Annotated in this window: 15 protein-coding genes; 6 read left to right on the forward strand and 9 right to left on the reverse strand. The window is 49.3% G+C overall.

Going from position 1 to position 14,808, the window contains the following annotated elements; all coding sequences use genetic code 11:
* Positions 1-53 precede the first annotated feature (53 nt).
* A complete protein-coding gene (metZ, locus tag B152_RS0104245; protein ID WP_020591146.1) occupies positions 54-1,265 on the forward strand; it encodes an O-succinylhomoserine sulfhydrylase in 1,212 nt (403 codons plus the stop codon).
* A gap of 131 nt (positions 1,266-1,396) precedes the next feature.
* Here metZ and B152_RS0104250 read toward each other — a convergent pair whose 3' ends face one another.
* The gene (locus B152_RS0104250; protein WP_020591147.1) at positions 1,397-1,876 is read right to left on the reverse strand and encodes a GNAT family N-acetyltransferase; all 480 of its coding nucleotides are present in this window, start codon (positions 1,874-1,876) and stop codon (positions 1,397-1,399) included.
* Between the two features lie 58 nt (positions 1,877-1,934).
* Positions 1,935-3,323, reverse strand: coding sequence for a (R)-1-hydroxy-2-aminoethylphosphonate ammonia-lyase (gene pbfA, locus B152_RS0104255; RefSeq protein WP_020591148.1), 1,389 nt, complete (start codon positions 3,321-3,323; stop codon positions 1,935-1,937).
* A gap of 123 nt (positions 3,324-3,446) precedes the next feature.
* Between pbfA and B152_RS0104260 the strand changes: the two genes are divergently transcribed.
* Complete coding sequence (locus B152_RS0104260; protein WP_020591149.1) at positions 3,447-4,331, forward strand: LysR substrate-binding domain-containing protein; 885 nt, start codon at positions 3,447-3,449, stop codon at positions 4,329-4,331.
* Positions 4,332-4,375: 44 nt separating this feature from the next.
* Here the strand turns inward: B152_RS0104260 and B152_RS22470 are convergent, their stop codons facing one another.
* A complete protein-coding gene (locus B152_RS22470; protein WP_020591150.1) occupies positions 4,376-5,152 on the reverse strand; it encodes a PIG-L deacetylase family protein in 777 nt (258 codons plus the stop codon).
* Positions 5,153-5,167: 15 nt separating this feature from the next.
* Positions 5,168-6,034: a GNAT family N-acetyltransferase gene (locus tag B152_RS25760; protein ID WP_083921799.1), complete on the reverse strand. Its 867-nt coding sequence runs from the start codon at positions 6,032-6,034 to the stop codon at positions 5,168-5,170.
* A 240-nt stretch (positions 6,035-6,274) separates the two neighbouring features.
* Here B152_RS25760 and B152_RS0104275 point away from each other — a divergent pair, with 240 nt between their 5' ends.
* Genes B152_RS0104275 through B152_RS0104285 form a run of 3 tightly spaced genes read left to right on the forward strand, consistent with a single transcriptional unit; the run spans position 6,275 to position 9,010 of the window.
* A complete protein-coding gene (locus B152_RS0104275) occupies positions 6,275-6,616 on the forward strand; it encodes an EamA family transporter (protein WP_020591152.1) in 342 nt (113 codons plus the stop codon).
* 10 nt (positions 6,617-6,626) lie between these two features.
* Entirely contained in the window at positions 6,627-7,646 is a 1,020-nt protein-coding gene (locus B152_RS0104280; protein ID WP_020591153.1) for a glycosyltransferase family 2 protein, read from the forward strand.
* Positions 7,643-9,010: a hypothetical protein gene (locus B152_RS0104285; RefSeq protein WP_157230793.1), complete on the forward strand. Its 1,368-nt coding sequence runs from the start codon at positions 7,643-7,645 to the stop codon at positions 9,008-9,010. The genes B152_RS0104280 and B152_RS0104285 overlap by 4 nt, the downstream gene beginning before the upstream one ends.
* Positions 9,011-9,020: 10 nt before the next feature.
* On the opposite strand, the gene B152_RS0104290 is transcribed toward B152_RS0104285, so the two are convergent.
* From B152_RS0104290 to B152_RS0104305, 4 genes are all read right to left on the reverse strand, one after another.
* Positions 9,021-9,617: a YfbR-like 5'-deoxynucleotidase gene (locus B152_RS0104290; protein WP_026261276.1), complete on the reverse strand. Its 597-nt coding sequence runs from the start codon at positions 9,615-9,617 to the stop codon at positions 9,021-9,023.
* Between the two features lie 64 nt (positions 9,618-9,681).
* Positions 9,682-10,545, reverse strand: a complete 864-nt coding sequence (locus B152_RS0104295; RefSeq protein ID WP_020591156.1) for a type 1 glutamine amidotransferase — start codon at positions 10,543-10,545, stop codon at positions 9,682-9,684.
* Between the two features lie 34 nt (positions 10,546-10,579).
* A complete protein-coding gene (locus tag B152_RS24945; RefSeq protein WP_020591157.1) occupies positions 10,580-11,338 on the reverse strand; it encodes an HAD family hydrolase in 759 nt (252 codons plus the stop codon).
* Positions 11,339-11,666: 328 nt separating this feature from the next.
* Positions 11,667-12,275, reverse strand: coding sequence for an FMN-dependent NADH-azoreductase (locus B152_RS0104305; protein ID WP_020591158.1), 609 nt, complete (start codon positions 12,273-12,275; stop codon positions 11,667-11,669).
* 106 nt (positions 12,276-12,381) lie between these two features.
* On the opposite strand from B152_RS0104305, the gene B152_RS0104310 reads away from it, so the two are divergent.
* On the forward strand, positions 12,382-13,275 hold the full coding sequence (locus tag B152_RS0104310; RefSeq protein WP_020591159.1) for a LysR family transcriptional regulator: 894 nt from the start codon (positions 12,382-12,384) through the stop codon (positions 13,273-13,275).
* 40 nt (positions 13,276-13,315) lie between these two features.
* On the opposite strand, the gene B152_RS0104315 is transcribed toward B152_RS0104310, so the two are convergent.
* Positions 13,316-14,803, reverse strand: coding sequence for a flavin-containing monooxygenase (locus tag B152_RS0104315; RefSeq protein WP_020591160.1), 1,488 nt, complete (start codon positions 14,801-14,803; stop codon positions 13,316-13,318).
* Positions 14,804-14,808: the final 5 nt, after the last annotated feature.

Here is a 14,808-nt window from a genome sequence, read left to right on the forward strand (position 1 = left end):
CCTGAAGGCTGCTTATAGGCTCTCCAGCCTGAAGCGGCTGGATAATAATATGGATGAGAGAGATGACAGATAGTACTTCAAAGGTTTCAGCACGCAGACTTCGCCCCCAGACAGAACTGGTGCGTGGCGGGCTCATGCGCAGCGGATTTGATGAAACCAGCGAGGCAATGTTTCTCAACTCGGGTTATGTCTATGCCTCTGCAGAAGAAGCTGAACAGGCCTTTAACGGAGAGCGCGAGCGCTATGTCTATTCCCGCTATGCCAACCCGACGCTCTCCATGTTTGAAGAACGGATGCGGTTGCTTGAAGGGGCTGAAGTCTGCCGTGGAACAGCCAGCGGGATGGCAGCGGTTAGTGCAGCTCTCTTGTCTCAGGTAAAGGCAGGGGATCGGGTTGTTGGTGCCAAGGCGCTCTTTGGCTCGTGCCTCTATATTCTCAATGAACTTCTCCCGCGGTATGGCGTAGAAACCGAAGTCGTTGACGGCACGGATCTGAAAGCCTGGGAAGCCGCGCTGTGCAAGGGCGCAAAAGCCGTTCTTGTGGAGACACCTTCCAACCCCGCGCTGGATATCATTGACCTCAAAGCAGTTTGTGACATGGCGCATGCTGCAGGGGCGCTGGTGATTGTCGACAATGTTTTTGCCACACCCATGTTGCAAAAGCCGTTGGAATACGGCGCAGATATTGTTGTCTATTCCACAACCAAGCATATTGATGGCCAAGGACGCTGCATGGGCGGGGCGATCCTCTGCAGCAAGGAGTTTGATGCCGATCACCTGAAGGATTTTTACCGTCATACCGGCCCGTCGATGAGCCCGTTCAATGCCTGGACGATGCTCAAGGGACTTGAGACGCTTGGTTTGCGAGTTGATCGGATGAGTGACAATGCCCTTGCTTTGGCAATGCATCTGGAAACCTTACCGGGCCTCAGGAAAGTTATCTATCCGGGGCTGAAATCCCACCCCCAGCACAAACTGGCAATGGCCCAGATGTCGGGCAAGGGCAGTACCCTGATTGGTCTGGAGCTTGAGGGGGGCAAGGATGCTGCTTTTAAGGTTCTCAATCGTTTACGGGTTGCAGATATTTCCAACAATCTTGGAGACGCCAAAACCCTGATTACCCACCCTTCCTCAACCACGCACCAGCGCTTGAGCGAAGAGGAAAGACTGGCTGTCGGCATCACCCAGAGTTTCTTGCGAATCTCGGTTGGACTGGAAGATGTCGAGGATCTCAAAGAAGATCTGGAGCAGGCTATCCGTGGATAGGCCTTGGGCTAAAATTTTCTGATCCTTAACATAAGGCTGCTGTGAACGCGGCCTTATGTTTGAGCGCTAGATGACATGCCATCAGGGTTAAGGCTTTAACTCGGGCAGGCTGTCTGAAGGGGGGAAGAAAGTTAAGGTGATGGATTCTTTTCCATCAGGACCAGTTTCATGCCTTCATGGCTGGCTTTGAAGCCGAGTTTCTCATAAAATCTGATGGCTTCGGGGCGGGACTTGTCTGTATTGAGCTGGACCAGTTCGCAGCCCTGTTCCCGGCATTGCTCTATGGCCCAGTTGAACATCTTCCGGCCCAATCCGTCACGCCGATGACCTGTTGCAATACGCACGCTCTCGATTTGACCACGCCACATGCCGAGTCGAGAAAGGCCAGGGATAAAACTCAGCTGCAGGCAGCCGATAATTTCCTTCTCCAGCTCCACCACCGCGAGAAGCTGATTGGGGTCACGGTTAATCGCAGTGAAGGCTTTGACATATTTCCGATTGGGTGGAAAAGAAACATCCTCTCTGCTGGTTCCTAGCGGATCATCAGCAAGCAGAGAAACAATTGCGGGCAAGTCAGCTTCAGTGGCCCGACGGTATAGAATACTGGTCATAGATTAAGATTAGGCTCTTGTGTTTGATGAAACAATTGGTTCCCTAATTTTGTCTGCTCTAACAATATCCCAACTCCTTTTCCACTTCGCCCAGGCTTTCATCAATGATGTTCATCGCCTGATCCATTTCGGATCGGCTTGTAATCAGGGCCGGGGTGAAGGTCAGGACGTTGCCCATGGTGGTCTTGAAGCTCAGGCCTTTGTCGAGAGCACGATAGAGCACCATGTCAGCGGCGTCATTGGCGGGAGCCCGGCTGTCTCGATCGGTCACCAGTTCAGCCCCAAAGAGGCAACCGCGCCCGCGAACATCGCCGATTAGAGGGTGGCGTTCCATCATTTCCTGCAAACGTTCAAAGGCGTATTTGCCGACAGTCGCGGCATTTTCGACCAACCCTTCGTCTTCGATGATCTGCAGGGTGGTCAGGGCGGCACGGGTGGTCACCGGGTTTTTCTCGTGCGTGTAGTGGCCATAGGCGTATTTGTCGGCAATATCCAGTTCAGGTCGACAGATGGTGGCCGCGATGGGCAGGATACCACCACCGAGACTTTTACCAACCACGAGAATGTCCGGGACAACAGCGTCGTGTTCGCAGGAGAACATTTTACCGGTTTTGCCAAGGCCTGTGGGGATTTCATCAAAGATCAACAAAGCGCCATGATCCGTACAGGCCTGACGCACTTTCTGCCAGAAACCGGGCGGGGCGATGTAGGGAACGGCGCGGGTTGGTTCTGCGATGACGGCGGCGACATCCCCTTCTTTTTCCAGCACATAACGGATGGTGTTGGCGCAAAGGTCAGCTGATCCTTCACGTACGCCCCAGGCATTGCGATAATCGCCAAAGGGCGGGACATGCTCTGTCCCCGGTAAAAGCGGGCCAATCGGCCCGGAGCGGAACATTTCCTCTCCGCCGATAGAACGGGCGCCAAAACCTGCGCCGTGAAAGGAATCCCAGAAGGAAATGGTCTTGAAACGTCCGGTTTTGGCCCGGGCATAAGCCAGCGCGATCTCGATTGCATCTGAGCCGCCAGTGGCAAAGAGCACCTTGCCCAGATCGCCAGGGGCCAGTTCAACAAGCTTTTCCGCCAGTTCTACTGCGGGATCACAGGTGAAACGACGAGGGGCAAAGGGCAGATCATCCAGCTGTTTCTTGATTGCCTCTTTCAGACGGGGGTGGCCATAGCCGATGTGGTGCACGTTATTGCCGTGGAAATCCATAAAGCGGTGCCCGCGATTGTCCTCAATCCAAATACCTTCAGCCTTGCGGATAACTGACAGGCAAGGGGTGGAAACCGACTGGTGCAGGAAGACCTTCTGATCCCGCTCAAGGAGTTCTTTTGCATCACTGTCGATATTTCTGTCATGCCAGTCCCGGCGACGGGGGGAATGGTTGACGTCACCTTCCGCGCCTTGCGGTGTGCTGTAGGTCTCAGGACGGGAAGCGGGCATGGACTTTTCCTTGAGTAGGGGAATGCGCGAGAGTTTTCGATCTGCTCTGGAGTATGCGGATATATATGATATAACTCTAATCATAGTTATTTATTCTATTTATAACTTTAGATTATATCATAGATGAACCTTTCCCAACTTCGTGCTTTTAATGCTGTTGCCCGTGAGGGCAGTTTCACCCGGGCCGCAGAATGGCTCTCGATCAGTCAGCCAGCTGTGACCGCACATATCAAGGCACTGGAAGAAACCTATGAGACCGGTCTGTTCCGACGTGGGAGCAAGGGGGTTGAATTGACGGAAGCCGGGGCGGAGCTGGTTGTGTTGACCCGACAGATCTTTGCCCTGGAAGTTGAGGCCGCAGACCTGCTTTCAGCTACCCGAGCGTTAACCCGGGGCAATCTTCGGATTGCGGCGGGAAGTCCCTATTTTATCGTGCCGATCCTTGCTGCTTTTCAGGAGAAGTTTCCTGGGGTGCATATTGATCTGAAGATAGGAAACTCGCAGAAAGTCACCGCAGATCTGCTCAGTGAAAAGGTTGATGTGGCAATGCAGACGGGCTGGGAGGAAAACCCGTTGGTTGAGGCCTTGGCATTTAACAGGCACCGCGTGGTGGTTTTCTCTCGCCGGGATCATCCCCTTGCACAGGCAGGAAGACAAAGCCTTCTCCTGGAAGAACTGAGGGGAGAGCGGATGATCTGGCGGGAACCGCAATCCCTCACCCGGCAGGTGTTCGAGGCCGCCTGTAAAAAAGCCCGGGTTTCTATTACTCCAGTAATGGAGGTCGAAAGCAGAGAAACCTTGCTGGAAGTTGTTGCCGCCGGCCTCGGGTTGGGTATTGTTTCCTCTCACGAACTTCCCGCAGACAACCGAATTCAGGTGTTCGATGTTGAAGAATCACAACTGGAAACCACAGAATATATGTTGACCCTCAAACGCCGCCGGGACTTGAGGGTCGTCAAGGAGTTCCACAAGGTTGCCGAGGAATTTTGTCAGAGAATATGCCGTTGAATCACAAAGAGAGTTATTTGAGTGAAACTATATGAAGGGCCTTATTATTGTTCTTTGGACTCTTTAACAAGTTTTTGAATGAACCCTGTGGTTTTTTCACTGAATTCACCGTAGCTCGTTACTTTCCGTGCTTCATAGAGAAGGGTGCCTTCGTGTGGTGCTTTTATAATAGGCTCTAGAGAACAAGGCTGTAGTTTTTGGTGTCCATCAAATAGGTAGTGACAAAGAGTGAAGGGAAAAAGGCCAATCCAGGTTTTAAGTTGTGAGGGGTAACTGCAACAATGCTTTAGGTAACGCCAACGCTCTTTCCAAGATATGCGGATCTTAATAATTTCGCCGTTGTGAGAAATAGGGGTTAAAACCCTGTAAAAAATCCATGGGAGAGCGTAACCGTTATAAAGAGAAAACTGGAAGGTGTTTTTCAGGCAATTATATCTCGTTGCTAAAGCTAAGCCAAGGAGATGAGCAGCATCATGATCTTGATGCCCACCTTCCCAAGCATGGATATATAATGTGTCTGGTACGCCAATCTTTTTGAAAAGATGGTGAAGTGTATTCTCTGCTGCGGAAAGATTTTTATAGAGTTGTCCGTCTGCAATTTGTTGCTGGCCCCCTATAAAATGTACCTGTTCGGAAGTGATGCCAAATTTAGAGAGAACATTAAGACTTTCCTTGTTGCGGGAAGCAGAAATATTGCCGTCAAAAGTTCCCGAAGTAAGGTAGATAAAATGAGCATTTTCAAGATTGTCTTTTAGGCCTTCGATGACTTTGAAAACGCCAAATTCATCATCCTGATGAGAAAAAAGAAAGACGTGTAACAATGTTATATGACCTTATTAATAAGCATCAAAATCAAGAAAGTTAAAGTATAGCTGTTGATTGTCCAATTGTAGATTATCTCCTTGCAAGGGAAGATAAATCAAATTTAACGGAGATGGCTTCAACTTGTCAGGCACTGGCAGATATCCCCCCCAGGAGAGGTTCTCTGGTAATGTTCCTAACATTAACCTGAAACCAAAGCCAGACTTGGGGAAGTCGATGGTGTTTCCTTGATGTGGGATTTCTGCGTATGCATTGAAAAATGGTTTGTTTGTACGTGCTTCTATCTGGGCAAGTTGCGAGTTAGATCCCGTGATGCATCCCGGATTGTTGGGATTGGAAAGGCGCCAGCTAAGCGATGTTTCATTCCAATTATGGCGAGTGAGTGAAGGTGATGTTTGTAAATATTCGCGGGTCCTTGTCGGTAGCGCTCCAAGACCAATGCGTGCTTGTAAAGGTGTTACAAGGGAAAAACCCAGTTTGCGGAGAAAGCCTGGTGTTGAGTTGTGATTGGCAACACCGATGATAAAATCATATCCTTGGCTTTGAGCGGCTTGATAGGTTTTTTCCGCGAGTTGGGTGAATAGGCCTTTTCCTCTAAATTCAGGATGGGTCGCCGTATTGAGAGATAGTAGTCCTTTGTAGCAATTCCCGGAGAAAGACCAGTTTACAGGAATAGTGGAGTAATGGGCTGCCAGGGTATCCCCTTCCCAGGCATCATAACCAACGACTTTTCCCTCAGGATTGTCTCTATAGAGCCATTGCAGATATTTCCGGGCTTCATTTGTATCGGTAAGATGGCGAGCGTTCGAAAAACAAAGACTAAAGAGTTTAGAGTATTCGCTGATCAAATTGAGAGTTGTGTTTACTGGATAGAATTCCAAAGGTTAAAATCCATAAGCGTGATTGATCAATGTCCTGCCCTGAACTATCCTTAATGGTCTTTGAATTGTCTAGGTATTTTCCCGGTTCATCAGAAAAGTGAAATGCTGTTTATGCCGCGATAGTGTCTGGTATTGTGATGCGATGATTATACCTATATCAAGAACCGGAGGGTGGGGGTGTTGGCGACTGATCTAGGTGGTGGCCAGTAATGGAACATATTATTAGTGAAAAGTTATAGCATGAAAATCTTGATCTTGGTTCTTTTCACGTTGGTTATGTCTTTGGGACAATTGCTGTTCAAAAAAGCGTCAATGGAGATTAACTGGAGCGGGGGACTGCTGGAACTTTTTAACCCTTGGCTAATTGTGGCGATCACACTTTATGCTGGTGCAACATTGGTTTGGGTATGGATCTTACGAACTGTACCCCTTAATTTTGCCTATCCTTTTACGGCTCTGGCTTTCGTGATCGTGCCTGTTGCTGCGTCTTATATTTTCAAGGAGAGTCTGGGCTGGCCAAATGTTGTGGGCACGGTTCTTATAATGGCAGGGATTGCCGTTATTTCTTTGAAAGAGATTTAAGAGTATTTCAATGATGGAAGCCATATCCAAGACTTCTATAGCGGTTGTTATCCCCTGTTATCAGGTCAAATCGCATATCCAGCAGGTACTGGAAGCGATTCCTGATCTGGTAAATGAAATTTATTGTGTTGATGATGCCTGTCCTGATAAATCTGGAGCTTTCATAGAAAGCATCAACCGGGATAAACGTGTAACAGTTATTAGGCACCAGGAAAATCGCGGTGTTGGTGGGGCAATGTTGACCGGGTTTGGGGCCGCGTTAGAGGCCGGGCATGATATAGCTGTGAAAATTGACGGGGACGGGCAGATGGATCCCCAGCTTATCCCCTTGTTCATAAATCCGATTATTTCTGGCCAAGTAGATTATACAAAAGGTAATCGTTTCTGGGATAGCCGAAGCATACTCGAAATGCCGAAAGTTCGGGTTTTCGGAAATGCAATATTGGGTTTTTTAAACAAATTCTCCTCAGGCTACTGGCGGATTATGGATCCAACGAATGGGTATGTTGCTATTCATCTTTCCGTTTTTGCTTTGCTTGATTCCTCAAAAATTGCGAACAACTATTTTTTTGAAAGTGACATACTGTTCAGACTGAATGTTGCTCGTGCAGTCGTTCAGGATATTCCAATGGAAGCGAAATACGGTACCGAAGTATCGAATTTGAAAATTCACAAGATTGTTTTTCCTTTTTTGGCGGGACATTTACGAAACGCCTCAAAACGGTTTGTTTATAGCTATTTGCTTAGAGATTTCAGTCTTGCGTCCATCGAATTTTTACTGGGACCTTTGCTCGTCTGTTTTGGTGTCTTGTTTGGTGCCTGGCATTGGTATCTGTCTTCTTTTTCAGGACTACAAGCCACACCGGGGCAGGTGATGCTTGCCGCCCTGCCAATGATCGGTGGTTTGCAATTAATTTTATCTGCTTTGAATTTTGATATGACGAATGAACCGCGCATTCCCTTGCAACAGACAATTCGACGTTCTGCAGCTTTAAAAGACAATTCCTCTGTTGATGGAGGGGGAAAGTGAAGTGGTTTTCTATGCCCGCCATCACGGGGAAAGCAATTTTCTTTGCTCCTTTGCTGATCTGCCTGACAGTGGTTTTTATCCAAATGATGAGAACAGGGTATCAAGAACCAGTTGCTGATGCCTTGGGTTATGCTGACCGGGCAGTAATTTTCTCGGTTACTCCAACCGAAAAGACGTGGGGTAATGGCATCGTTGTCGCCCCTTTCTATCCAGCATTTCTGAATCTTATGATGCAGGCTGATCCTGCTGTTGAGGTGGCATTAAAATGTTATGCCGCTAGATCAGATGGTTGTGATGTTGGTGGGTTGGCTGCTGTTTATACTGTGCAGGCAGTTGTTGTTGCACTGACAGTGTATTTCAGCTTCCTCGCGTGCCTCTTTATGTCGGGGAAATACGGCCTCTCTTTTGGGGTGATGGTACTTATTCTGGCTGCTGGACGACTGACCGAATACACGGACTGGCTTATAACCGAGGCCTGGGCTTTTTTCGGGTTTATGGGGTTTGTGGCCTCTTTATCTTATGCTGCACGTGTCAGGGATAGCTTGTGGGCTTTCCTTCTTATGGGGTTGGGACTGTCTTTATCTGTTCTGACCCGACCATCTTATTTGTATCTGGTATATTCCTTCATCATCGTAATCCCCTTGTACTGGTGGATTGTTATGAAGGGGAAACCTGTTGCGACTTTGATGAAAACGGCTGTCTTTATAATACCGTTCTTGTCTCTGGTTATCCCCTGGATGTTTCGTAATTTGTACTATTTTGATGTTTTCGGTGTCAGTGCGGGCTACGGTTCGTACATACTTTCGGAACGTGTCGCCTATAACATGATGAGCTGGTCAGAATATGCGGCCAGTTTTATCTACTGGCTTCCGGATTTTGGAGATTCCCTGAGCAAAACACTATTTGATCCAGCCCTGTACCAGAAACTCGATTTCGGGGCTTCTGACGGGTATTACCGCTATGGCAACTCTGTTCTGCGCTCTACCATTTATGCTGCAGCCGAGACGGATAAAGAACGTGTCAGTCTTTTGGTGAATGACTATATTTTAGGTGATCTGGTCAAACACATTTTTGTCACCTTTTCTTTGGCTCTGCGCGGGATGTGGGTAGCAAAATATCTGGGTTTGATTGGTGTTTTCTTCATGATCCCGGCCTTCTTTCTTTACAAAAGAATGACCGGAGTGGGGCCCCTGCTTCTTTTTGCCTATCCCTTTTTCTTTATGGTTGGATTTAACGCTTTTGTTTCGGTGAGTATTCCTCGATACAACGTGCCGGTTGTTCTGCTGTACGCGATGGCTATCGTGATCTGTGGGCTAGCAGTGTTTCAGGTCGTGAAAAACCGTTGTTTGCCAAGGGTGGCCTGATTTTACCTGTTCAGTAAAGCTGTCTAAAGCGTTTCATAAAAGTTTCTTGGGCTTTCTGGGGGGGGATGGGAGTTATTCTGATATTCGGCAGGGCTCTTGGCTTGCCGAAAATTTTGCCGGCTTCGGGGTCACTGAATCCCGCGAGCTGGGTGGCTTCGAGGTAGGCGGCCATGCGATCGGCGCGTTTGATCAGCTTGTTCAAACGGTCGGGCAGGTTGGCGGGCAGGCCAAAGCTGACGTGGATTGCTTCCATTAGACGGTTTTCAAGCTCTTTATAACTGCTGCCGATGGCATACTTGAACGGCGTAATCAGGTCGCCGATGACGTATTCGGGCGCGTCGTGTAACAGGGCGGCGAGGCGGTCCTGTTTTGAGCAATCCGGCTTCAGCAGACCGACGATTTCCTCAACCAGCAGGGAGTGTTCGGCAATACTGTAACCCCATTCGCCAATGGTTTGGCCATTCCATCGGACTTCGCGAGAGAGCCCAAGGGCGATATCTTCAATTTCAACATCAAGGGGGGAAGGGTCGAGCAAGTCCAGTCTGCGGCCACTGAGCATACGTTGCCAGGCTCTGGGGGCGGGAGTGGACTTTTGATTTTTATTCATAAAAAACAGGCCTGTTGCTCGTGCTGAGCTACAGACCTGTTTCATGTGTTAAGATCTGCAGCAGTTATCTTCTGCGTGCCATCGTCGGGATGACAAGCCGTTCGATCCAGTTTTTGACCTCGGCCTGACGAATATCTGCATTGATAATGTCATGGTCAATGCCGAGCAGCCACCAGAGGTCCTTGCGGCTTGGATCTTGGTGCAGGGCCTCAAGCATGTCCACAAATTTCTGGGCGTCATCAAGGTTGAGGAAGAAGCCCTTGTCGACCAGCTTTTGTTTGCGGCAATAACAAAGTCGGGCCATCTCGTGCAGGTCGTATTCCGGGTGATATTGTATGGCCCAGAAAGCGCCGCCTTTGTGGGTAACAGATACCGCCTGAACTGCTGTCCAGTCGTTGGAAGCGAGGATCTGTCCGTTCGGCGGCAGGTGGGTGATCTCGTCATCATGGCTGATGAAGGCATCAAAAACTGCTTTTTTGCCTTCATACATCGGGTGAGCGCGGCCTTCAGGGGTCAGAGATATCTTGCGCGCTATCCCCATCTCACGGTCTTTCGGGTTTACTGCGCAACGCCCGCCAGCTGCAACCACGGCAATCTGGGCTGCCCAGCAGCTGCCAAAGCTCGGGATCTGGGCTTCATAGGCAGCCTTGGCAAAGGCGACCTGGGGGACAACCTTGGGGTCGTCAGAGTGAATGGTCAGGCTGGAGCCAGTCCAGGCAATACCATCGTATTGATCGAGGCCAGCCCCTGTTGGCAAGGCAGCGCCAGGGTCGGCCGGATAAAGAATATCACAGTGGGCGCCAGGGCTCTGTTGCTGCAGCATTTTGACATAGAGGTCGCCAGCAGTGGACGCTCCGCCTTCTTTCAGGCCTTCGCGACCTTCTTTGGCATAGCCGTCAACAACAAGGAAGCGGGGTTTGTGAGACATCGGGGGTTCTCCGGATGAAGTCGTTGGATTTCGGTTATTTACTGTTTGCAGCAAGGAGATCGATTGCAGCAGGCAGATCCGCATAGCTATTTACGATAGCATCGGCAGTTGTGTGATCCTTGTCTGCATCACGTGTGGCGGTGAAGAGGATTGCCTTCATGCCAAGGGCGTGTGGCCCTTTAATGTCGTTATGATCACGATCCCCGATGTGAAGCATCTCTTCGACTTTCACGCCCAGCTGACTGGCCGCGCTATCAAACATGCTACGATGTGGTTTGGAATGTCCGACTTCGTCTGAAAAAGCGAAGCCACTGAAATACTGTTTCAGTTCGTACTGCTCCAGTATTCGGCGCAGACCGGTTCCAGGTGTGACAATTGCGTCGGAAACGATGCAGAGTTTGTAGCGGCTCGCCAGATCAGCGAGAGCTTCCTTGACACCTTCGATGGCATTTGGAGGAATATTGACCTCCATGTCCCCTGTGTCTTTGACAACACGGTTGAAGAGGTCGGTTGGAAGGCGGCGACCCAAACCATTTAGAATAGCGCGGATACGCTGCTCGACGGTCCAGTTAATAAAGAGTTCTTTCCAGACAATGTTGAAAGAGGCATCGGCAACGTCATAAGCGAGGGCTACCGTTGTCGGATCAGTTGCCTCAACTTCATTAAGTGCAGTCCAGAGGATGTGACGACGTTCTTCTTTCTTGCTGCGGAACCCTTGCGCTGCGCGTTTGGGCTCATCTGAATCGTCATCAACGATAGTGTCCCACAGGTCAAAGGTGATGGCCTTGATCATGCCGGATTTCCTTTTGTCTGAGCACAGCGAACTGTGCGGAATTAAACAGGTGTTTGTATCGGCCAGTTTCTGACCATTATTTAAGTCAAAATCATAGGAGTGTTTGCGTTTTCAGACAAGAAAAAAGTGGGATAAAAGTGGGAAATATGTAATTTATGTGGTTATTTTTGTATAAATGTCACTATTTTTCGAAGTGGATTGGTGGAAATATGAATTTTGTGATGGTTAGTGGTCGGGTCTTGTAACCGTAAAACGATTCAAGGCGCTCCAGAAGGAGCGCCTTGTTGCTTGGTAAGGTGGGGGCGATGCGGGAAGAGCTGATTTATTCTTAAGCAGCGATGGTTTCTTTGAGACTGTTCTGAGCAGTGATCAGCCCTTCCTCACCTTTGGCTGCATTAATGGCCGAGACAAAATGAACGTCGGTGATGCCGATGAAACCAAGAACGGTCGAGAGATAGGGATCGATAAAGTTCATGCTGTGGGCGGGACTGGCTTTGCTGTAATCACCTCCCGTGGCGGAAAGGACATAGGCTTTTTTCCCCGTAAGTAAACCCTTTGGTCCTGCTTCAGAATAGGAAAAGGTTTTTCCTGCCCGGGCAATCTGGTCAATGTAGGACTTCAGAATTGAAGGGATGGAGAAATTGTGCATCGGGACGCCGATGGCGATGGTATCTGCCTGAAGAAGTTCAGATACCAGTTCATCCGAGAGTGTGACCAGTTGTTTCTGCTCTTCACTCCTTTGATCCTCTGGAGTGAAAAAAGCGCCGATTGTCGCTTCATCCAGATGAGTCAGCCTGCTGGTTGTCAAATCTCTTTCTATCAACCTGCCGTCAGGATTCTGGCGCAGCCATTCCCGGGAAAAACTCTCGACAAGTTTACGTGACTTCGAGCCCTGAGACAGGGGACTGGAATTGATGGTCAGAAGGGTATTATTCATAGGGTTTCTCCTTGCGTATCCGATACAGCAAGATTTAATGTTTATTTTTATAAATAAAATTTCTAAAATTTGAATATATCTGTCGAAATAATAGAAAGATTGATCTGTGTACTCTCCAGTTACTCTTGAACAATGGCGGATATTTAATGCGGTTGTCCGACATGGAGGTTATGCCCAGGCCGGACGCGAGCTGAACAAAAGCCATTCCTCGCTCCATCATGCTTTGGCGAAGATGCAGGACCTCCTCGGCATTCAACTCCTTCGTGTTGAAGGCAAAGCGGTCAAGCTAACGGAAGAAGGAGAAGTTCTGTTTCGCCGTTCCACCCGGTTATTGGAGAACGCCGAGGAGCTTCAGAGAACAGCGGTTTCACTGTCTCGTGGCTGGGAAACAGAGCTTACGTTAGCTGTGGAAAGCGTGTTTCCTACCGGCTGCCTTTTTAATACCCTCAAGGCATTTTACCCACTAAGTCAGGGCTGTCGTCTGCGGATCAGGGACACTGTAATCGGAGCAACGACGACAGCGATTGAAAAAAAAGAAGTTGATCTGGCGATTACCAGTTCTGTTCCTCAGGGGTATCTGGGGACGTCTATTGCTGAGGTTGACATGCTGGCAGTTGTACACCGCAGTCACTGCCTTGCCCAATTTACGGATAGCATTACAGAGCGGGAACTTTCAGGGCATTTGCAAATCGTGATTTCCGAACGCATGCCAGCGCACTCCCGGGACAAGGGATGGCTTAAGGCAGAGCAGCGCTGGACAGTTGATAACATGGGGGTCGTGCTTGCCTGTTTGCAACAGGGGATCGGCTTTAGCATGATCCCCCGCCACCAGATCAGGAATGAACTGGCTTCGGGGGATCTGGTTGCCCTGAAGATAGAAAATGCAGTTCAAAAGAAATTCTGGTTGTCTCTGGTGGTGCCCCAGCCCGAAGGACTGGGGCCTGCTGGTCAGTTGTTGCGTGATCTGCTGTTGCAATACAGCGACTGCTCTTCACAGTGAAGTTTACCCATGGATATTGGGTGGATATTGGGTTGTTGCACTATCCGGCCTGATATTGCGGGGCTGAGGCGATGTATTCTCCGTAGGCCCAGGCAGCAGGGTAAGAAAAGTTCTCGGCCAAAGGATTACGTCGTTTTTTTATTTTAGCTCCCATGTCATCAAGCAGTTCATCGAAATGCCGATAGTGAAATGGTGCCGAGCAAAGTCCGCCATAAACTTGCGCTGCCGGGCGCTCCACGCGTCGCCACTGCAGCATCTGCTCGATGTTCTCTCGCATTTCAGCTGCGGTCGGTTGCTGCTTCAGCTGTCCATCAGCGTATCGAACAAGCCAGTTGGAGATCATCTCGGCTGAAAGAACTGTACAGAAACTGGAGTTGAAGCCGACAAAGCCCATATTAGGCAAGTCGGGGTTAACTGCCAGTCGAAACGTGCGGTACTGCCCGTCTGGATCAATCAGTTTGTCCTGATATTCTTGTGCAAGATAGGGAAGGCCAAGTTTCCAACCAACTGCAAGAACCGAGAGATCGCAGGTGATTTTCTGTCCGTTTGTCAGAACGATTTTATCTCCTTCATAGCGGTCAAAAGTTCCCTGTATCGGGGTGATAGAACCGCTTTCAAAACCTTCAAACAAGCCCGGGGTAACAATGGGAATAGAGCAGGAGACAGATTGTTCGATGGGAATATTCGGCACCATATTCCACCTCTTTAACCCAAGTTGCAGCTTCATCAGGGTTTCCAGTCCCCTGAAGTTGGCCCAGATTAATGGCTTGAAGAGAGCTCTGACAGCTCGACCAACTGGGGCTCTGCACCAGCTGTTGAATTGTCGTTCCTGAGCCCGCATGAAAAGCAGACGTTTGAAGTTGATGCCCGCAAGAAAATAGGGCAGACGCCATACGGGCTCGCGGTAAACCAGGGTGACGGAACTAGCACCGTTTTTTGCGGCATGAACCGCTATATCTGTTGCTGATTTGGATCCACCCAGTACAACGACCCGCTTGCCTTTGGCAAGGCTAGGATCGCTGTATTCCGAGGAATGGATGACGGATCCTCCCTGAGCAATGAAATCATTTTGACCCGGGTGTGTGATGATGTTTTTTTCGGAGAACTGTCCGGTGCATATGGCAACAAAATCAAATTTTTCATCCCTGGTTTTTCCGGCTTCTTCAAGAGTAAGTATCCAGCCTGGCTCATCTCCTGTTGGGCGTTTCATGACTTTGATGTTGGTGTTCAATTTAAAAAGGCGCGCGAGTTTGTGTTTATCGGCATAAGAATGCAGATAGGCGTGAACCTGTGGACCTTTGGGCCATTCCGGGTATGCCTCTGGCATAGGGTGGTCAGTGTAACAATAAAGGTCTTTTGGCGACTGTGTCTGTACATCGGGGTAGGAACGGGACAGCTCCCACACGCCACCAAAATCGTGGCTGCGTTCGAAGCCAATGACACGGTGACCCCTTTCATCAAAGGCCTTGGCAGCGGCAAGGCCGCTTATGCCACCGCCGATGATTGCGACAGTTTTACGTTTAATCATTTTAT

This window comes from Kiloniella laminariae DSM 19542, assembly GCF_000374005.1.
In the GTDB taxonomy this organism is placed as follows: Bacteria; Pseudomonadota; Alphaproteobacteria; order Kiloniellales; family Kiloniellaceae; genus Kiloniella; species Kiloniella laminariae.